Source organism: Micromonospora sp. NPDC006766 (genome assembly GCF_040636055.1).
In the GTDB taxonomy this organism is placed as follows: Bacteria; Actinomycetota; Actinomycetes; order Mycobacteriales; family Micromonosporaceae; genus Micromonospora.
Genome location: NZ_JBEYIX010000004.1, coordinates 1 through 17,958 on the forward strand (window position 1 = coordinate 1; position 17,958 = coordinate 17,958).

Annotated in this window: 16 protein-coding genes; 7 read left to right on the top strand and 9 right to left on the bottom strand. The window is 74.0% G+C overall.

What is annotated here, in order from left to right; translation table 11 throughout:
• Nucleotides 1-35: 35 nt before the first annotated feature.
• From ABZ671_RS07235 to ABZ671_RS07250, 4 genes are all read right to left on the bottom strand, one after another.
• Nucleotides 36-356: a TraR/DksA C4-type zinc finger protein gene (locus ABZ671_RS07235; protein ID WP_357852643.1), complete on the bottom strand. Its 321-nt coding sequence runs from the start codon at nucleotides 354-356 to the stop codon at nucleotides 36-38.
• Nucleotides 357-702: 346 nt separating this feature from the next.
• A complete protein-coding gene (locus ABZ671_RS07240; RefSeq protein WP_357853229.1) occupies nucleotides 703-1,305 on the bottom strand; it encodes a class I SAM-dependent methyltransferase in 603 nt (200 codons plus the stop codon).
• 98 nt (nucleotides 1,306-1,403) lie between these two features.
• Nucleotides 1,404-2,084: a DUF2064 domain-containing protein gene (locus ABZ671_RS07245; RefSeq protein ID WP_357852646.1), complete on the bottom strand. Its 681-nt coding sequence runs from the start codon at nucleotides 2,082-2,084 to the stop codon at nucleotides 1,404-1,406.
• Nucleotides 2,081-2,755: a glycosyltransferase family 2 protein gene (locus tag ABZ671_RS07250; protein WP_357852649.1), complete on the bottom strand. Its 675-nt coding sequence runs from the start codon at nucleotides 2,753-2,755 to the stop codon at nucleotides 2,081-2,083. Before ABZ671_RS07250 ends, ABZ671_RS07245 begins: the two co-directional genes overlap by 4 nt.
• A 135-nt stretch (nucleotides 2,756-2,890) precedes the next feature.
• On the opposite strand from ABZ671_RS07250, the gene ABZ671_RS07255 reads away from it, so the two are divergent.
• Nucleotides 2,891-4,285 (top strand): hypothetical protein, encoded by a 1,395-nt coding sequence (locus tag ABZ671_RS07255; protein WP_357852652.1) that lies wholly within the window; start codon nucleotides 2,891-2,893, stop codon nucleotides 4,283-4,285.
• A gap of 102 nt (nucleotides 4,286-4,387) precedes the next feature.
• On the opposite strand, the gene ABZ671_RS07260 is transcribed toward ABZ671_RS07255, so the two are convergent.
• The gene (locus ABZ671_RS07260; RefSeq protein WP_357852655.1) at nucleotides 4,388-5,449 is read right to left on the bottom strand and encodes an NAD-dependent epimerase/dehydratase family protein; all 1,062 of its coding nucleotides are present in this window, start codon (nucleotides 5,447-5,449) and stop codon (nucleotides 4,388-4,390) included.
• A gap of 144 nt (nucleotides 5,450-5,593) precedes the next feature.
• On the opposite strand from ABZ671_RS07260, the gene ABZ671_RS07265 reads away from it, so the two are divergent.
• From ABZ671_RS07265 to ABZ671_RS07275, 3 genes are all read left to right on the top strand, one after another.
• The gene (locus ABZ671_RS07265) at nucleotides 5,594-6,922 is read left to right on the top strand and encodes a molybdopterin-dependent oxidoreductase (protein ID WP_357852658.1); all 1,329 of its coding nucleotides are present in this window, start codon (nucleotides 5,594-5,596) and stop codon (nucleotides 6,920-6,922) included.
• Nucleotides 6,915-7,391, top strand: a complete 477-nt coding sequence (locus ABZ671_RS07270) for a hypothetical protein (RefSeq protein ID WP_357852661.1) — start codon at nucleotides 6,915-6,917, stop codon at nucleotides 7,389-7,391. Before ABZ671_RS07265 ends, ABZ671_RS07270 begins: the two co-directional genes overlap by 8 nt.
• A gap of 238 nt (nucleotides 7,392-7,629) precedes the next feature.
• Complete coding sequence (locus ABZ671_RS07275) at nucleotides 7,630-9,780, top strand: S8 family serine peptidase (RefSeq protein ID WP_357852664.1); 2,151 nt, start codon at nucleotides 7,630-7,632, stop codon at nucleotides 9,778-9,780.
• A 125-nt stretch (nucleotides 9,781-9,905) separates the two neighbouring features.
• Here ABZ671_RS07275 and ABZ671_RS07280 read toward each other — a convergent pair whose 3' ends face one another.
• Nucleotides 9,906-11,126, bottom strand: coding sequence for an LCP family protein (locus ABZ671_RS07280; protein ID WP_357852667.1), 1,221 nt, complete (start codon nucleotides 11,124-11,126; stop codon nucleotides 9,906-9,908).
• Nucleotides 11,127-11,502: 376 nt separating this feature from the next.
• On the opposite strand from ABZ671_RS07280, the gene ABZ671_RS07285 reads away from it, so the two are divergent.
• Both ABZ671_RS07285 and ABZ671_RS07290 read left to right on the top strand, forming a co-directional pair.
• Nucleotides 11,503-12,213 (top strand): hypothetical protein, encoded by a 711-nt coding sequence (locus ABZ671_RS07285; protein WP_357852672.1) that lies wholly within the window; start codon nucleotides 11,503-11,505, stop codon nucleotides 12,211-12,213.
• A 79-nt stretch (nucleotides 12,214-12,292) separates the two neighbouring features.
• Entirely contained in the window at nucleotides 12,293-13,525 is a 1,233-nt protein-coding gene (locus tag ABZ671_RS07290; RefSeq protein ID WP_357852675.1) for a hypothetical protein, read from the top strand.
• An 11-nt stretch (nucleotides 13,526-13,536) separates the two neighbouring features.
• Here ABZ671_RS07290 and ABZ671_RS07295 read toward each other — a convergent pair whose 3' ends face one another.
• Nucleotides 13,537-14,565, bottom strand: coding sequence for an SDR family oxidoreductase (locus tag ABZ671_RS07295; RefSeq protein ID WP_357852678.1), 1,029 nt, complete (start codon nucleotides 14,563-14,565; stop codon nucleotides 13,537-13,539).
• 131 nt (nucleotides 14,566-14,696) lie between these two features.
• Here ABZ671_RS07295 and ABZ671_RS07300 point away from each other — a divergent pair, with 131 nt between their 5' ends.
• On the top strand, nucleotides 14,697-16,496 hold the full coding sequence (locus ABZ671_RS07300; RefSeq protein WP_357852681.1) for a glycoside hydrolase family 15 protein: 1,800 nt from the start codon (nucleotides 14,697-14,699) through the stop codon (nucleotides 16,494-16,496).
• Here the strand turns inward: ABZ671_RS07300 and ABZ671_RS07305 are convergent.
• The gene (locus tag ABZ671_RS07305) at nucleotides 16,493-16,855 is read right to left on the bottom strand and encodes a hypothetical protein (protein WP_357852684.1); all 363 of its coding nucleotides are present in this window, start codon (nucleotides 16,853-16,855) and stop codon (nucleotides 16,493-16,495) included. The genes ABZ671_RS07300 and ABZ671_RS07305 overlap by 4 nt on opposite strands.
• 21 nt (nucleotides 16,856-16,876) lie before the next feature.
• Entirely contained in the window at nucleotides 16,877-17,956 is a 1,080-nt protein-coding gene (locus ABZ671_RS07310; protein WP_357852687.1) for an enolase C-terminal domain-like protein, read from the bottom strand.
• Between the last annotated feature and the right edge of the window lie 2 nt (nucleotides 17,957-17,958).

Here is a 17,958-nt window from a genome sequence, read left to right on the forward strand (position 1 = left end):
CCGCCGGGCGGCGGTCCGGCGTCGCCATGGTCAGCTCAGCCCTGCTTCTGCTGGCACGGTACGCAGAAGCGGGCGTGCGGCAGCACCTCGAGCCGCTCGGTCGGGATCGGCGCGGTGCACCGCTCGCAGATGCCGTAGCCGCCCTCGGCGATCCGGCGCAGCGCGTCGCTGATCTGCGCCAGGCTCTGCCGGGTCGCGGCGATCATCGCGGCCTGGGTGTGCGCCTCGCCGGGGTCGCCGGTGTCCGCGGTCAGTTCGGTCAACCGCGCGGTCTGCGCCTCGAACTCGGTGGTCAGCGTGTCCCGCAGTCGCGTGATCCGCTGCTGGCCGGTGGCGTCTCGGAGGTCGGTGCTCATGTCGATATCCCTTCCGGAAAAAGAAAAAGGCCGAAGCCGAATTGGCTTCGCCCTGGTGGCCGCTACTCGGGGGTGGTAGGAATTCCCGGAGGGCCACGGTCGGTAGGGATCGGGCTCGGCAGGCCATGGATGGGCGCGACCGCGTGCCGCGAACAGGGCACGACAGCGGGCGTCACCGTGGTGACGCTGATCAACTGCCGGACCCGATACATCTGTACACCATAGGCGGACCGGGCCAGAACGCCAACCGCATTGCCACTTCCCGTTGGAACTTTCGGCCGGCGCGGTGGCATCTGTCCGGCGTGCCGGGATCGCCGCTCGCGCGGCCCACCGGACGGCGGCCGCGTCACGACCGCTCCGGGACCAGCTCGCCGAACCAGCGCCGGCCCACCGCGAACACGTCCCGCACGGCCAGCCCGACGGCGCGGGCGGTGTCGTGCACCGCCACCGTGTCCAGCCGCGCCCAGCGGAAGGCCTTGCTGCGGCGTACGTCACCCGCCGGGGAACGGGAGGTCAGCCGGGCGTGTCCGCGCCACAGGCCCGGCCCGGGAGGTTCCAACTCGACGAGGACGGTCCCACCGGCGCCGATCAGCTCCCGGCACCGCCGGAGCAGGCGTTGCGGGTCACCGCCGATGCCGATGTTGCCATCGACGAGCAGCACGTGCGCCCACCGGCCCTCGCCCGGCAGGGCGGCGAAGACGTCCCGGTGAATGGCGACCACCCCGCGCGCCCGGGTGAGCCGCACCGCGTACGGGGAGATGTCGACGCCGACCGCGGTGTGCCCGGCCCGGGCCAGCGCGAGCGCGAGCCGGCCCGGGCCGCACCCGACGTCCAGGGTCGGGCCGGCGCACCGGGCGACGACAGCGGCGGTCGCCGGCTCGGGAGGGCCATGCCAGCGCCGTACCGGCAGCCGGATGCGCGGGCCGTCACCCGGCACGAGCCAGTGCACTCCCGGCCGCCCGCGCAGGGCCGCGGCGAAGACGTCCTCGGTCTCGTCCGGGTCCGCCCGGCGGTCGGGCCGCCCGCCTGCCCCGACGGCGTCGACGGTCACCGTGCGCCGTCCGGGACCAGAGTGGGACCCAGCCGCGCGACCTGACGGGCGAAGCGGCTCGCCGGCGCCTCGGCGGCCACCGCGAGCGCGTCGCGCCACTCGTCGACGTCCCGCAGGACCGGCAGCGGCAGGGTGCGCAGCCCGCGGCTCGCGAGCGCCGCCCAGGTGCGCCGGCCGGTCGACGCGGTGGACATCGGCACCGCCCGCAACGCGGCGGCCTGCCGGGGATCGCGCAGCCCCAGCGCCCACCACCCGCCGTCGACCGCCGGACCGAGCACGGCGTCGGCCAGGTCGAGGCGCCGCACCGCCGCGAGCAGTTGCCCCGGCGTCAGTTGCGGGGTGTCCATGCCGATCTGCAGCACCGACCGCCCCGGCCAGGCCGCGGCCACGTCGGCGTGGGCGTTGGCGAGCCGCTCGGCCAGGTCGCCACCCCGCTGGGCCAGTACCGACCAGTCGGCGACGGCGGCCGCCAGGTCGGCACCGTCCTCGGCCTCGGCGACGCGCCCCCGTACGGCCAGCACGGGCGTCACCCCGGGCACGGCACGGACGGCGTCGAGGGTGTCCCGCAGCGCCGCCGCGGCGATCCGGGCCGCCTCGCCGGGGGTGGCCGGCGGGCAGAGCCGGGTCTTCACGGCCCCCGGCACGGGTGCCTTGGCCATCACCAGCAGCACCGTCATCGAGGTCGGCCCACGGTACGCAGGACGCCGGCGAAGTCGCGGGTGGCGCGCAGCGTGCCGCGTACCGAGCCGGAGACCTTGGACCGGGTGCCGACGGCGCGCGGCGCGTAGCTGACGTCCAGCTCCCGGATCCGCCAGCCGGCGGCCGCGGCGCGGATCAGCAGTTCGAGGGGGTAGCCGAAGGCCCGGTCGGTGACGCCGAGGGCGAGCAGGGCGTCGCGGCGGGCCACCCGGATCGGGCTGAGGTCACGCAGCGGTACGCCCCGCTGTCGCAGCAGCGCCGCGACGAGTGCGGTGCCGGCGCGGGCGTGCCAGGGCCAGACGCCGACGCGGACGGGTCGCCGCCGGCCCACCGCCAGGTCGGCGACGCCACGGGCGACCGGGTCGACCAGGGCGGGCAGTTCCGCCGGGTCGAAGGAGCCGTCGGCGTCGAGGACGCAGACCAGGTTCGCGTCGGCGGCCAGCAGCCCGGTGTGCACGGCCGCGCCGTACCCCCGGCGGGGTTCGTGCACCACCCGGGCCCCGTGCCGCGCGGCGACCTCCGCCGAGCCGTCCCGGGAGCCGTTGTCCACCACGATCGCCCGGTACCCGCGAGGCAGTGCGGCGAGGACGCCGGGCAGGGCGGCGGCCTCGTCGAGGCACGGCAGGACCACGTCGATCGGTGTCGGCATACCGCCGACGCTAGGCCGCCATCCGGGCTCCGGCAGGCAGATCGGACCTTACGGATCAATCGCCGTGTACCGACGGGTGACGATCCGGCCGTTCACTCGTCGCCGGTCCCGGGAAGGTCGTACCGTCCGATCGGCATGGGAACGACCACGAGATCGCCCGCCGCGCCCGGGCAGACGCCGACCCGCCGGTGGCAGGGCGACCTGGCCGTGCTGGGCGTCGAGGTCGCGCTGGTGGTCCTCGCCGCGGTGGTGGGCGCGGTCCTCAATGCCCACGGCGTGGGTCTGCACGCCGACGCCGCCCCGCTGTACGCGACCTGGCGACCGCATGCCGGTTGGGGCACGCCGGCCGGGGTGCTGGTGGCGGTCACGGTCATCGGATCCGGGGTGCGGTGGGCGCGGGTCGCCCGCTGGGGACCGCTGCTCGGCGTGGCCTGGCTGGCATCGGCGGCGTGGACGCTGTCGCTGGCCCTGATCGACGGCTGGTCGGCGGGGTTGGCCGAACGGCTCACCGTGCAGGCGGAGTACCTGCACGAGGTGCCCGGGATCCGGGACGTTCCCGCCACGTTGGCCGGGTTCGCCGGGCGCATCCTCGACTTCCGGCCCGACTCGTGGTCGACCCACACCGCCGGTCACCCGCCCGGTGCGCTGCTGGTGTTCGTCGGGCTGGACCGGATCGGGCTCGGCGGGGGCGCCGCGGCCGCGCTGGCCTGCGTGCTGGTCGGCACGAGCGTCACGGTCTCGGTGCCCGTGGCGTTGCGGGCGCTCGGTGCCGAGTCCGCGGCCCGCGCGGTCCTGCCGTTCCTGGTGCTGTCGCCCGGCGCGGTGTGGGTGGGAGCGTCGGCGGACGGGCTGTTCGCCGGCGTGGTCGCGGCCGGGCTGGCGCTGCTGGCGGTACGCGGCCGGCTGGCCCCGGCCGCCGGTGGGCTGGTGCTGGGTTTCGCGCTGTACCTGTCGTACGGCTTCGTGCTGGTGGGTCTGCTGGCGTTGGTGGTGCTGGCGCTGCGCCCGGCGGACCGGGTCGCCGCGCTGCTGTCCGCGATCGCCGGGGCCACCGCGGTCGTGGTCGCCTTCACGGCGGCGGGGTTCTGGTGGTGGGACGGCTACCAGCGGGTGGTGCAGCGGTACGACCAAGGCTGGGCGGCCGACCGCCCGTACGGCTACTGGGTGTGGGCGGACCTGGCGGCGCTGGTGCTGTCCGCCGGCCCGGCGCTGGGGCCGGCGCTGCGCCAGGCGGTGCGGGCCGGGCTGGCGGCGATCCGCCCCGCGCTGCACGGACCTGGCACCCGGCGCGCCCGGTCGGCGGTCGCCGCCGGGCCGTGCGTGCTGCTGCCGGTCGCCGCGGCGGTGGTGATCCTCGCGGCCGACCTGTCCGGGTTGAGCAAGGCCGAGGTGGAGCGGATCTGGCTGCCGTTCGCGGTGTGGCTGCTGGCCGCCGCCGCGCACCTGCCGGCGGCGACCCATCGCTGGTGGCTGGTCGGGCAGGCGGCGACCTGCCTCGCGGTCAACCACCTGCTCTGGACGGTCTCCTGAACGTGTCAGCACCCGACCACGGATCGAGTTCGGGCGTTGGCGGTGCCGGGGTGTGGCGCGGTGCGGCACGGGGACCGCGCTGTCCTTCACCGATGTCGAGGGTCAGGCCGGCAGCGCCGCCGGTTCGCGCAGCGGGTCGGTGGCGAAGGCGGCGATCCCCTCGGCGAACCCGACGCGGGCGGTGTAGCCGAGCAGCTCGGTCGCCCGACGCGGGTCGGCTACGACGTGTCGCACGTCGGCGGCCCGCGCCCCGCCGACGACCATCGGTGCCGGGCCGGCCATCGCGGCAGCCAGGGCAGCGGCCAGGTCACCGACGGTACGCGCCTCGCCGGAGCAGACGTTGATCGGCGCCAGCGGCTCCGGGGGCGACGCGGCCAGCGCCAACAGGTTGGCGCGCGCCACGTCGGTGACGTGGACGAAGTCGCGCCGCTGCCGGCCGTCCTCCAGCACCTGGGGCGACCGACCCGACGCCAGCGCGGACCGGAAGATCGACGCCACCCCGGCGTACGGGGTGTCGCGGGGCATCCGGGGCCCGTAGACGTTGTGGTAACGCAACGCCCACACCCCGCAGCCGGTCTGGCGCGCCCAGGCGGCGGCCAGGTGTTCCTGGGCAAGCTTGCTGGCGGCGTACGTGCTACGCGGCTCCAGTGGGGCGTCCTCGGGCACCAGCGCCGGGGTGAGGATGCCCGAGCAGCGCGGGCAGGTCGGGTCGTAGCGGCCGGCGGCCAGGTCGGCGAGGCGGCGTGGGGCGGGCCGCACCGGGCCGTGCCGGCCGCACTCGTAGCGCCCCTCGCCGTAGACGACCATCGAGCTGGCCAGCACCAGCCGCCGCACCCCGGCGCGGTGCATGGCGGCCAGCAGCACCGCGGTGCCGTAGTCGTTGTGGCTGGCGTAGCCGGGCGCGTCCGACGGGTCGAGCCCGTGCCCGACCATCGCCGCCTGGTGGCACACCGCGTCGACACCCGGCAGCAGCCGGTCGAGCAGATCAGGATCGCGGACGTCGCCGACCACCGGGGCGTGCCGCCGGGCCCACTGCGGCAGTTCCCCGCCGTGCGCCTGGGGCAGCAGCGCGTCCAACGCCACCACCTCGTGCCCGTCGTCGGCGAGCAGGTCGGCGACCTGGGATCCGATGAAACCGGCCGCGCCGGTGACCAGTACCCGCATGTCGGGCAGCGTAGGCCGGCGCGGGCCGCCCCGGGGCCGGGTCGGCGCGGCCGTAAGGACCTCGCAACATGACTGTCACCCCAGCCGCCGGCAACCCTCCGCAATTCCAACAAACCAGATCAGTTCAGTGCCTAACCTGCTGGGGTGGCATCCCGTGAACGCGATCAGCGCTTCCCCGGGCGGTGGTGGGCGTTCCTGGCCGAACATCCCCCGCCCGGCGCGGCGACCGTGAACCGACGGTGGCGCAGCCCGCTGCGCGGCCCGTGGCTCACCTCCGTGTACGGGGTGGTCCTGCTCGTCGGTCTGCCGCTGGTGTTCCTCACCGGGCTGCTGGACTACCTCGCCTACTCCCCGCAGTTCGGCCAGGCGTTCCCGGGCGACGTCGGGTGGCTGCGGCTGCCGCAGTTCGACTGGCCGACCCGCCCGTCCTGGCTGTTCCGCCTCACCCAGGGCCTGCACGTGGGGCTCGGCATCACGCTGGTCCCGGTCGTGCTGGCCAAGCTCTGGTCGGTGCTGCCGAAACTGTTCGCCTGGCCGCCGGCGCGCTCGGTGGCGCAGGTGCTGGAACGGCTGTCCCTGCTGCTGCTGGTCGGGGGGATCCTGTTCGAGATCGCCACCGGCCTGCTCGACATCCAGTACGCGTACCTGTTCGGGTTCGACTTCTACACCGCCCACTACTTCGGGGGTTGGGTGTTCGTCGCCGTGCTGGTCACGCACGTGACGCTCCGGCTGCGACGAATGTTCACCGCGCTGCGGTCCCGGTCGCTGCGGCAGGAACTGATCACCTCCCGCGCGGACACCCGACCCGAGCCGCCGGACCCGGACGAGTTGGTGGCCGCTCGACCGGCGCCGGCCACGATGAGCCGGCGCGGCGCGCTCGCCCTGGTCGGCGGCCTGTCGCTGCTGCTCGCCGCGCTCACCGTGGGCCAGCACTTCAACGGGCCCTGGCGGCGTACCGCGCTGCTGCTGCCCCGGGGTCGGCAACCCGGCACCGGCCCAACCGGCTTCCCGATCAACCGGACCGCGGCCGCCGCCGGCGTCAGCGCCGCCGCCACCGGTCCGGGCTGGCGGCTCACCCTGCGCGCGGACGGACGCACCACCGTCGTGGACCGCGCCGCTCTGCTGGCCATGGCCCAGCACACCGTCACGCTGCCGATCGCCTGCGTGGAGGGGTGGTCGACCAGGCAGACCTGGACCGGCGTACGACTGCGCGACCTCGCCGCGCTGGCCGGAGCCGACGGCGTCACCGCCGCCCAGGTCCGCTCGCTGGAAAAGACGGGACTGTTCCGGCAGGCGACCCTGCAGGCCAACCAGGTCCTCGACGCGGACGCCCTGCTCGCACTGCGGGTCAACGGCGTCGACCTCACCCTCGACCACGGCTATCCGGCGCGGGTCATCGTGCCGGCCCTGCCCGGGGTGCACTGCACGAAATGGGTGACGGATATCGACTTCCGGGGGCGTGCCGGTGCGTGACGTCGTGGGCCGGCTCCGGGCGGCGTACGGGGCGCCGCCCGGGCACCTGCTGCGGCTCGCCGGCAGCTTCGCGCTGACCGGGTGGGTGGCGCTGCGGCTCGCCGGGGAACCGGCCGTCGGCCGGATGCTGCTCTGGTTCGTCGGCGCGGCGGTCGCCCACGACTTCGTGCTGTTCCCGTGTTACGGGCTGGCCGACCGCGCGGCGCGACGCGTGCTGGGCGCCCGCGCGGCACCGGCCTCGGGTCCCGCGCCGCTGAACCATGTCCGCGTGTCGGCGCTGGCCTCGGGGCTGTTGTTCCTGGTCTACCTGCCCGGCATCCTCCGGTTGGGACGGCCGACCTATCTGGCCGCGTCCGGGCAGGACCAGCGGCCGTTCCTCGCCCGCTGGCTGCTCGCCACCGCTGCCCTGTTCCTGGCCAGCGCCCTCGGCTACGTGCTGCGCCGGTGGTGGTGGGCCCGGCACCGGTGACCGGTGCCCCGCCTGGCCCGCACCGCCCTGTCCCGTTGGCATTCACCGGCGCTGCCGCCTCAGGGCACGTCCGTCCTCTGGTGCTTACTTGCTAGGTAGACCGAACCGTGTCCGTCGACGCATTGATCCGCCCCGGACAGGGGGCTAGCATCCCGCCCAGTCGATCTTGGAAGGGGTCGGAGTGTCGAATAAGAAGCGTGTGAGAAGCGGGCTGGTCGCAGCCCTGACACCGATAGTCGTGCTCAGCGTCGCCGCGCAGCCGACGATGGGACAGGTGCCCGTGCCACCGCCGATCAAGACCTACGAAGGGGACCCCGGCCGACTCGGCGACCCGGCGAGCTGGCGTACCCCTGAATTCAACCGGGACGCCGGCCTGGTGTCGATCGGCGCGGAGTTCGCCTACGCCGCCGGCTATTCCGGCACGGGGATGAACATCGGCATCGTCGACTCGGGCGTCTTCGCCGGGCACGTCCGCGAGCACGGCAGCCTGGACACGAACTACGAGATCGGGGACCGCTTCCACGCAGTGGAGGCCCAGGGCGGCAACACGGGTCCGACGTCGGGCTTCTACAACCCGGCGTTCAACGACAGCCACGGCACCCACGTCAGCGGAACCGTCGCGGCGAGCCGCGACGGCGTCGGCGAGACGCAGCCGTCCGGGCCCGCCGCCAACATGCACGGCGTCGCGTTCAACGGCAACGTGTACATGGGCAACACCGGCAAGACGGACGGCGTGCTCTTCGGTCTCCTGCCGGCGAACGCGACCGTCGCGCAGACACCGGACGGCGGCTACGTCGCCAACGTCTACCGGGCCGTGAACGCCGCCGAGACGGCGAACGGCAAGCCCATCCGGATCATCACCAGCAGCTGGGGCAGCCAGCCCAACACGGAGAACTACAACACCTACGAGACGCCCGCCGGCAGCTCGGTGCTCGGCTTGAACGCGTCGTGGCGTCACCTGTCCACCCCGGACGGCGTTGCCGACGCCAACGGCAAGACCGCCCACTGGTTCAACGGCGCGCTCGACGCCGCGCGTACCGGCACGGTCCTCCAGTTCACCGCCGGCAACAACGGCTACACCAACCCGTCGCCGCGGGCCGCCGCGCCGTACTTCATGCCCGAGTTGGAGGGGCATTGGTACACGACGTCGGGGATCAACCCCACCCAGGGGCGCACGTTCAACGCCGACGGGTCGGTCCTGGTCCCCGGCCAGCAGACGTTCAACCAGTGCGGCATCGCGAAGTGGTCCTGCGTGACGGCGCCGAGCAACAGCATCAACAGCACGACCGTCTCGGTCGTCAACGGCGTGCCGGAGGCCCGTTACGGCAGCTCGTCGGGGACGTCGATGGCCGGGCCACACTCGGCGGCCGCCCTTTCGTTGATCATGCAGCGCTTCCCGTACCTGACCAACGAGCAGGCGCTCTACACGATGTTCACCACCGGCCGGCAGAACAACACGATCAGCGACGCGGCGGGTACCGCCGTGCTGAACCCGACCCGCGGTCAGATCGTGCAGGTTCCCGACAGCCGCAACGGCTGGGGCACGGTCAGCCTGCGCGAGGCCATGCAGGGCCCGGGCCAGTTCCTGGGGCCGTTCGTCGTTGACACGCAGGGCCGCGACGACGTGTGGTCGAACGACATCTCCGACGTCGCGATCCGGGCCCGCCAGCAGGAGGACGCCGCCGAGGCGGCCGTCTGGGAGGCGACCAAGGTCGCCAAGGGCTGGACGACGGGCCTGCCGGCCAACGCGAGCGACGTCGACAAGTCGGACTACGCCATCGGTATCCGCCGAGAGCAGGCCCGCAAGGCCCGCGCCTACGAGGGCAGCCTCACCAAGCGTGGCGCCGGAAGCCTGTTCCTCACCGGCAACGAGACCTGGCACGGGACGAGCACCGTTCTCGACGGCAAGCTCTCCGTCGTCGGCTCGCACGAGAGCTCAATCGATGTACGTGGTGGCACGCTCGGTGGCAGCGGCCGCGTGGGTGGCAACGTCAACGTCACCGGCGGCGTGCTGCGGCCCGGGCTCACCTCCGACGAGGCCGCGCAAATCGCCAACGTGCCCGCGGGCAATGTCCTGAACGTCGACGGCAACGTGACCGTCGGCAGGGCCGGTCGCGTCGCTGTGACCATCTCCGGCGACAACGACTACACCAGCATCAAGGCCGCGGGCAAGCTGGTGCTGGACGGCGAACTGGACCTGAACGTGCGGGGCAAGCTGACCACGGGCGCCGTTTTCACGATCATGAGCGGTAGCTCGATCAAGGGCGAGTTCCACGCGCTGCCCCAGAACCGGGCCCTGAATGTGGGCGGTTACCTGTTCAAGGTGTCCTACAAGAACAACAGCATGACGCTCACCGTCATGCACCCGGTGCCGAACAACGGGAAGTAGGCCCTGACCCGTTAGGTTCGACGCGGCTTGACCAAGGTCGAGCCGCGGTGCAGGGAAAGGTGGGCCGCGACGTCGAGGTCGGCGTCGCGGCCCACCGATTCACGTGGTCATCCGTGGCGGCCTGACTAATGGGCGGGCGCCGTCGGCCCGGAGTCGGCCACCCAGTCCGGGTGGGCGGCGACGAACGCGTCGACGGCGTCGTCCCGGACCGCCTGCAGCAGTTGCAGGCTGGTCGGGCTGAGCACCTCGACGCTGCCGACGCCCGGCACGGTACGGCTGTTGAACGTACCGTTGTTGGTCTTGATCGTGGTGATCGAGTCGGGGCGAATGCCCCGCATGGCGAAGGCCCAGTCCTCCAGCGGGATGCCACCGTCGTCGACTGTCATGGCCTGGCCGACCGCCGACAGCAGGCCCGGCAGCCTGGTCGGTGAGTTCAGGCCCTCGGTCACCACCTGGTGCAGCACTGCCTTGATGAACTGCTGCTGGTGGCGCTGCCGACCGTAGTCGAAGTCGTTGTTCGCCAGCAGGTCCCGCTGCCGGACGAAGTCCAGCGCCTGTGTCGGGTCCAGGCACTGGTCGCCCTTGGCGTAGACGTTCGGCGTGACCCCGGGAATGCGCTGGTTCACCGTGCCGTCGGGATTGATCTTGTACGGCGCGGCCCGCTCGCCGGTCTTGTCGTCATGCCCCACGTGGATCGAGGTCGTGGTCTCGTCGACGTACAGGCAGACCTGGCCGAGGACCTGGACGATCTTCTTGAAGCCCTGAAAGTCGATGATCGCGCCGGCGTCCGGGGTGATTCCGGTGAGGTCGCGAACGGTCAGGGCCAGCAGCTCGAAACCGTGCGACATCGCCGACGCGCCGGTGAGCCCCCGGCTACCGAACGCGAAGGCGGCGTTGATCTTGTTCTGCCCGCCGGCGTACGAGGTCGCGCCGTTGTCGTAGGCGGGGATGGTGACCAGCGAGTCCCGGGGCAGCGAGACCAGGTACGCCTGGCTGTGGTCCGCCGGGATGTGCAACAGGATGATCGAGTCGGACCGGACGAGTTCGTTGGCGTCCTGGTTGGGGCGGGCGTCCACCCCGACCAGCAGAACATTCTTCGCCCCCGTGATCGTCTGGTGCTGGCGTGGGGCCGCGGCGGCGCCGAGCAGGTCCTGCCGGGTGATCTTGCTGGTCGCACTGTGCAGCAGAAACGCGCTGCCACCCAGCGCCACGGCGCTGAGCATCGCCAGCGTGGCACCGACGGCCACGCACCACCGGGCCCAGCGGGGCCACGGCCGGCGGGCCGGCCGACGGCGCTCCGCCGGCCCGTCGCTCGGCTCAGAGACAGTCGTGGTGGCGTGCGACACGTGACTCCTTTGCGTAACCGGGGGAACACAAGTCGCTCCAGGCTATGCCGGCCGCGATCCGGCGGACAGGTCACCGCGCTGCGAACTTCCTGGTAAAGCCGCTGCGCAGGCTCCGCATCCGGCCACACACGGGACGGCCCGCCAGGTAACGCCACCACCCAGACGGGTGCCTGTGGGCCGGGTCACAGTGGTGGGATCACGAGCACTGCCGCTGGCCCGCGTCCGAGGGGCAGCCCGCCAGCCAGGCGCGTCACGCCCGCCGCGCGCAGGTCGTGGAACCGGGTGGTCGATGACATTCCGTTCATGAACCGACCACGGACACGCGACACCGGCCAGAATCGCAGCCGTGAACGGATGGCCACGCAGAACCGTAGCCATGCTGGGTGCTGTCATCACCGTGGCGGCCGGTCCGGCGCCGGCCGCGGCGCACGGTGGCGGCCAGCCGATTCCCGACGCGGCCTACTACCGGGCGGATCTCGGCGCGGTCACCCCGCAACCGGCGGGCATTCGGGTTAGCGTCGACCAAGGCGGTGAGTGGATCGAGATCACCAACTCCGGGCCGGACGAGGTGATCGTGCTCGGCTACAGCCGGGAGCCGTACCTGCGGATCACCGCGACGACGGTACAGGAGAACCAGCTGTCGCAGACGACCTATCTCAACCGCAGCCTGTTCGCCGACGCCCTGCCCGCAGGGCAGGATCCGGGCGCGCTCGCGCCGGCCTGGAAGACCATCGGCGCCAAGGGCACCGCCCGCTGGCACGACCACCGCATCCACTGGATGGGGCAGGCACGGCCACCGGCGGTCGAGGCGGACCCGGGACACCCGCACATGGTCGGCGACTGGACGGTGCACGCGACGGCCGGCGGGCAGCCGTTCGCCATCACCGGCCAGCTGCGCTGGCTGGGTAAACCCGGCGAGGCTGGCGACCGCGTCCCGCAATGGCTGCTGCTGACCCTGGAGGCGGTGGGCATCGTCGTCCTGCTGGGCGTCGGCCTGTGGGCGCGACGCGGTCGCCGGGGTGCGGACCGGGCGGCCACCCCGGCAGGGGTCACCCCGCCGGACGGCGCCGGCGCGCAGGCCGGCTGATCCGGCGCGGACGCCGGCGAACCATGAAGCCGGCTTCGGGCGCGCCGCGCCAGCCCCGCCCGCGTGTCCTTCTCGGACGGTGTCCGTTGTATGGAACGTGCAGGCGAAAGGATCCGCCGTTGCGACGATCCCCACAGCAGGACCCGCCCGGCGGCAGGTCGAGTGGGCCCGGCGCGAGAACGACCGACGGCGGCGGGCGTACGACGCGGAGGCCGGGGCCTGGCGCCGGCACGGGGACCATCTCATCCGGCTGCGAATCGAGGCCACCGGGTTCCTCGGGTGCGCTCAGCCCCGGGCCGGCCTGCCGGCCGACCTCGACCACGACGAGGTCGTCTACCGCATACTTCCGGCCGCGGAGCTGGTCGAGGCCGAGGCCCGGCACCTCACCGGGTTGCCCGCGCCGGGGCTGACGGTCGCGGTGACCGCTGTCGCGGAGCCGGGGCGGGCACTGCCGGCGGGCCTGCGGGTCGTCGACGCCGGCATGGCCGTGGTGACCGACCGTCGCGTCGTCTTCGCCGGGCGCGACGGCCGACGCGAGTGGACGTACACCGGCATGCTGGGCCCGGGGCACCACCCTGACCTGCCGATCACCCTGCTGCACACCGCGCAGGGCCGCCGGCCGGCCGGGTTACGGATCCCGGCGGCCACCGCCGTGAACACCCGCTTCTACCTCACCCTCGCGTACGCCACCGCCGTCGGGGCCCGCCCGGCCGTCGTCTCCCAGCTCGATGCGTTGCTGGCGGCCCACCGCGACGCCCGGCCGACGCCACCGCCGGCGGTGACGCCGGAGCATGCTCCGCTCCCCCTGCCGCGTCCCGGGCGGGTGACGGCGGCCGCCGCCGTCCTCGTCGTGCTGATGTTGGCGGCGCTGACCACCGGCCCGGTCCCGGCGGCTCCGGCCGACCTGCCGTACCGGGCGCAGGCGCCGACGGGCGCGATCGCCACGGCCCCCGGCACCGGCGGCCCGGTCCCGAGCCCGCCCACCGACCCCGGGCCGCCGGACGGTCCGGGGTCACGGCCTGCGGCGGTCACCACGGCGAACCGACCCGTGGGCGGGGCCGCCACCTCGGGTGAGCCGGTCACCCAGCCCGGGACCAGCCGAGGCACCGTACCGGCGACCCGCGACCCGGCCGCCGCGCCGGCGCCGTCCGGGCCGGCCGCCGCACCGCCACCCGCGACGGACCCACCGGCCAGCGTGCCCAGCCCGAGCACAGCGCCCAGCCCGGCGCCACCGGCGCGAAGCGACTGCCCGGACCTTCTTCTCCGGCTGCCGCTGGTGGCTCCGCTGCTGTGCTCGGTGACCGGCCGCTGAGCGTTGGCGGGTCAGTGGCGGCGCGGCGTGAGAACGCCGACCGCCGCAGCGGTGAGGCCAGCGGCGGTGAGGCCGGCGGCGGTGACCAGCCGGTGCCGGGACAGCCAGGCCTGCGCGCTGTGCTGGTGCGCCCGGTCGGTGAAGCTCCCCCGCGCGCCGTAGTCCCGGCCCTGCGGGCCGTCCGCCGGCTGCCACAGATTGACCGGCCGGTCATGGTCGGTCGGTTGGTCGGTCTGCTGCGACCGGTAGCCGGTCCGACCGAGGTAGCGGTCGAGCAGGCCGGGGACGATGCGGTTGCCGAGGATGGTCAGGGCGGTCGAGGCGCCCACCCAGTACTCCCGGCGGCCGGGCCGGTCGGCGGCGCCGACGATGGCCCGGGCGGCGACCTCCGGGTCGTAGATCGGCGGCACCGGTTGGGCGTGCCGGGGCAGCCGGGACAACAGCCAGTCGAACTGCGGGGTGTTGAGCGCGGGCAGGTGCGCCATTGTCACCTTGACGTTGCTCTTGTCGTGCAGCAGCTCACAGCGCAGCGCCTCGGTGAACCCGACGATGGCATGCTTGGCCCCGCAGTACGCGGTCTGCAACGGGATGCCCCGGTATGCCAGCGCCGACCCGACCTGGACGACGGTCCCCCGGTCCCGGGGCACCATGTGGTCCACGGCCACCCGAGTGCCGTACACGAAGCCGAGATAGGTGACCTCCGTGGCCCGGCGGAACTCCTCCGGTCGGATCTGCTGAAACGGTGCGAAGACCGAGCTGAACGCGTCGTTGATCCACAGGTCGATCGGCCCGAGTTCGGCCTCGATCCGTTGGCCGGCGGCCACCACCTGGTCGTACTCGGCCATGTCCACCTCGACGGGCAGGGCGCGGCTGCCGGCCGCCCGTACCTCCTCGGCGACAGCGTCGAGGCCGGTGCGTCCCCGCGCCAGCAGCGCGATGGCGATCCCCCGTCGGGCGAGCAGGCGGGCGGTGGCCCGCCCGACCCCGGCGCTGGCCCCCGTGATCACGGCCACCTGTGCGTTCTGTCGGTTCCGGCTCATCTCACTCCCCGGCGTCGTCGCGTCCTGCCCAGGGCTGTACCCCGGCACCGGCGGGCTAGTCAGGCCGGCGGCGATCGGGGTTCGGGACAGGTGTGGGCCGTCCCGCGACGGGTAGGGCCGCTGGTGAGGTGATGCCGGTGGGACGGGACGAGTGGTCGTCCGGGCCGATGGCCCCGGTTGGTCACGAGCCGAGCGTGCTGCGCGAGTACGCGCTGCTCGCCGACGGCCACCGGGGCGCCCTCGTCGGGCCGGACGGGAACGTTACCTGGCTCTGCGCACCCGGGTGGGCGGACCCACCCGTGTTCAGCAGTCTGCTCGGCGGACGGGGCGACTACCTCGTGACACCGGCGAACCGGCGGTTCGTCTGGGGCGGCTACTACGAGCCGGGCTCGCTGGTGTGGGTGAGCCGGTGGGTGACCACGGACGCGATCATCGAATCCCGCGAGGCGCTGCTGTTTCCCGGGGAGGAGCGGCGGGTGGTGCTGCTGCGGCAGATCCACGCGGTGGACCGGGACGCGGTGGTCCGCGTTCGGCTCGACCCCCGCGCCGATTTCGGCCGCGAACCGGTGCGCGAGGTGCGCCGGGAGGGACGGTGCTGGTGGGCTCGTACGGGCGGCCTGTACCTGCGGCACAGCGGTGGGGAGCAGCTGCGGCCCACCGACGACGGGCCGCTCTGCGGCGAGCTGACCATCCCGGCCGGCGGGCGGCACGACCTGGTGCTGGAGATCTCGACGCAGCCGCTCGACGCCGAGCCACCCCGGCCGGACGAGTTGTGGCGGACCACCGGGCACACCTGGCGGGAGGCGCTGCCGCCGCTCGCCGGCGGCCCCGCGCAGCGGGACGCCGTCTTCGCGTACGCCGTGCTGCGTGGCCTGACCCGGCCGGGTGGTGGCACGGTGGCGGCGGCGACCATGGCGCTGCCCGAGCGGGCGCTCGCCGGCCACAACTACGACTACCGCTATGCCTGGGTGCGGGACCAATCCTTCGCGGGTCAGGCCGCCGCCCTGGTCGGCCGGTACGAGCTGCTGGACGACGCGGTCGCCTTCCTCACCCAACGGTTACTCGCCGACGGTGACCGGCTCGCCCCCGCCTACACCGTCGACGGCAACCCGGTGCCCCCGCAGCACGGCCTGGACTTCCTGCCCGGCTATCCGGGCGCGTCGCCGCGGGTCGGGAACTGGGTGCGGGGGCAGTTCCAGCTCGACGCGTTCGGCGAGACCCTGCTGCTGCTCGCGGCCGCCGGGCGGCACGACCGGTTGGACGACGCCTCCTGGCGGGCGATGGAGCTGGCCGCGCGGACGATCGGGGAACGCTGGCAGGAGTCCGATTCGGGCGTGTGGGAGCTGCCGGCCCGGCAGTGGACGCATTCGAAGTTGATGTGCGTGGCCGGGCTGCGGGCGGCCGCCGGGATCGCGCCGCGCGGTTCGGCCGGGCGGTGGGCGTCACTCGCCGACACGATCCTCGCCGACGCGGCGGCACACGGTCTGCACCGGTCGGGGCGGTGGCAGCGGGCGTACGACGACGAGCGGGTCGACGGGGCGCTGTTGTTTCCCGGCATCCGGGGTGCGCTGCCGGCGGGGGATCCGCGTACCGAGGCGACCCGCCGGGCGGTCCTGACCGAGCTGGGGCGCGAGGGCTACCTGTACCGGTTCCGCCCGGACAGCCGCCCGCTCGGCGACGCGGAGGGCGCCTTCCTGCTCTGCGGGTTCGCCGCGGCGCTCGCCACCTGGCAGGCCGGCGACGCGGTGGGCGCCAACCGGTGGTTCGAGCGCAACCGCGCCGCGTGCGGATCGCCGGGGTTGTTCACCGAGGAGTACGACGTGCAGCAACGGCAGTTGCGTGGCAACTTCCCGCAGGCCTTCGTGCACGCGCTGATGCTGGAGACCGCGGTCACTCTCGGCCAGGCGGAGGCCTGCCCGGCCGCCCACTAGCGCCGAGGTCGTCGGGCCACGCACAGGTCCAGCACGGCCCAGCCGCCGGCGATCGCGCTGTCGAGCAGGGCGAGCCGACGCTGCCGGCGGTCGACGGCGGCGAGCGCCAGCGCGCTCGTCGCGTGCAGCAGGTCCGCCGCGGCCCCGGCGACGAGCACCGCCGGGACCGGCCGGCGCAGGGTCATCGCCGCCTGGGCCAGGTGCCGTACGCCGAGCACCCGCAGCGTGCCCACCGCGAGCCCGCTCGGGTGGCCCCAGCGGCGCAGCACCTGACGCGGCGCGACGACCAGGGTCGCGCCCCAGACCAGCCGGGCGAGGCTGCTGGTGTGCCACACCGGCGCCGGGGTCGTCGAGTCCATCGCCGTCTCCTTCCGCTCGGCTCACGCCACCCGGTAGTTCTCCGCCTCGGCGGCCCGCAGGTCGAGGCCGTTGCCCGGCCCGTCCAGGTTCACCGCGGCGGCGCCTCCGGTGGCCGGCACCGTCCCGTCGAAGAGCATCGACTCGATCCGGACGTGATCGTGGAACCACTCGAGGTGGCGCAGGTTCGGCGCGGCGGCGGCGACCGCCAGGTGCTGGTGCGGCGCGCAGTGCGCCGACACCTGCAGGCCGGCCGCGGCGGCCACCGCGGCGGCCCGCAGGAACTCGCTGATGCCGCCGCAGCGGGTGACGTCGATCTGGAGGCAGTCGACGTACGGGGCCATCCGGTGGAAGTAGACCAGGTCGTAGCCGTACTCCCCGGCCGCCACGTCCGGCCGGACCTGGTCGCGGACCAGCCCGAGGCCGGCCAGGTCGTCGGAGCTGACCGGCTCCTCGTACCAGCGCACGTCCAGGTCGGCGGCGGCCAGCATCACCCGGACCGCCTGCTTACGCTGGTAGCCGCCGTTCGCGTCGACGTACAGCTCGGCGTCGTCGCCGATGACCCGCCGGGCGGCGGTCATCCGGGCCAGGTCGCGTGGCACGTCGGCGCCCCAGGACTCCGCTATCTTGATTTTCACGCGGGGGATGCCCTGGTCGTGCACCCAGCCGGCGAGCTGCCGGCGCTGCCGCTCGTCGTCGTACGTGGTGAAGCCGCCGCTGCCGTAGACCGGCACCGCGCGGCGGGCGGTGCCGAGCAGCCGGGCCAGCGGCAGGCTGTGCCGGCGGGCCTTGAGGTCCCAGACCGCGCAGTCGGCGGCCGACAGCGCCAGCCCGGCGACCCCGGGCCGCCCGGCGTTGCGCAGCCGACGCTGCATGGCCGTCCACACGGCCGGCACGTCGTCGGCGTCCAGGTCGGCCACCACCGGGGCGAGCAGCTCCGTCACCACCGGCACCACGGCCGCCGGGCCGTAGGTCCAGCCGAGGCCGGTGTGCCCGTCTGCCTCGGCTGTGACGAGTACGAGGATGGTGGCGGACCAGGCGAGGGTGCCGTCGCCCTCCGGGGCGTCGGTCGGCACCCGGTACGCCGCCGCGGTCAGCCGCACCC

What these genes read in the sequence shown, in the direction of transcription:
- ABZ671_RS07235 (WP_357852643.1), bottom strand. Translation starts at nt 356, where the DNA reads ATGAGCACCGACCTCCGAGACGCCACCGGCCAGCAGCGGATCACGCGA.
- ABZ671_RS07245 (WP_357852646.1), bottom strand. Translation starts at nt 2,084, where the DNA reads ATGACGGTGCTGCTGGTGATGGCCAAGGCACCCGTGCCGGGGGCCGTG.
- ABZ671_RS07250 (WP_357852649.1), bottom strand. Translation starts at nt 2,755, where the DNA reads ATGCCGACACCGATCGACGTGGTCCTGCCGTGCCTCGACGAGGCCGCC.
- ABZ671_RS07255 (WP_357852652.1), top strand. Translation starts at nt 2,891, where the DNA reads ATGGGAACGACCACGAGATCGCCCGCCGCGCCCGGGCAGACGCCGACC.
- ABZ671_RS07260 (WP_357852655.1), bottom strand. Translation starts at nt 5,449, where the DNA reads ATGCGGGTACTGGTCACCGGCGCGGCCGGTTTCATCGGATCCCAGGTC.
- ABZ671_RS07285 (WP_357852672.1), top strand. Translation starts at nt 11,503, where the DNA reads ATGCTGGGTGCTGTCATCACCGTGGCGGCCGGTCCGGCGCCGGCCGCG.
- ABZ671_RS07295 (WP_357852678.1), bottom strand. Translation starts at nt 14,565, where the DNA reads ATGAGCCGGAACCGACAGAACGCACAGGTGGCCGTGATCACGGGGGCC.
- ABZ671_RS07300 (WP_357852681.1), top strand. Translation starts at nt 14,697, where the DNA reads ATGCCGGTGGGACGGGACGAGTGGTCGTCCGGGCCGATGGCCCCGGTT.
- ABZ671_RS07305 (WP_357852684.1), bottom strand. Translation starts at nt 16,855, where the DNA reads ATGGACTCGACGACCCCGGCGCCGGTGTGGCACACCAGCAGCCTCGCC.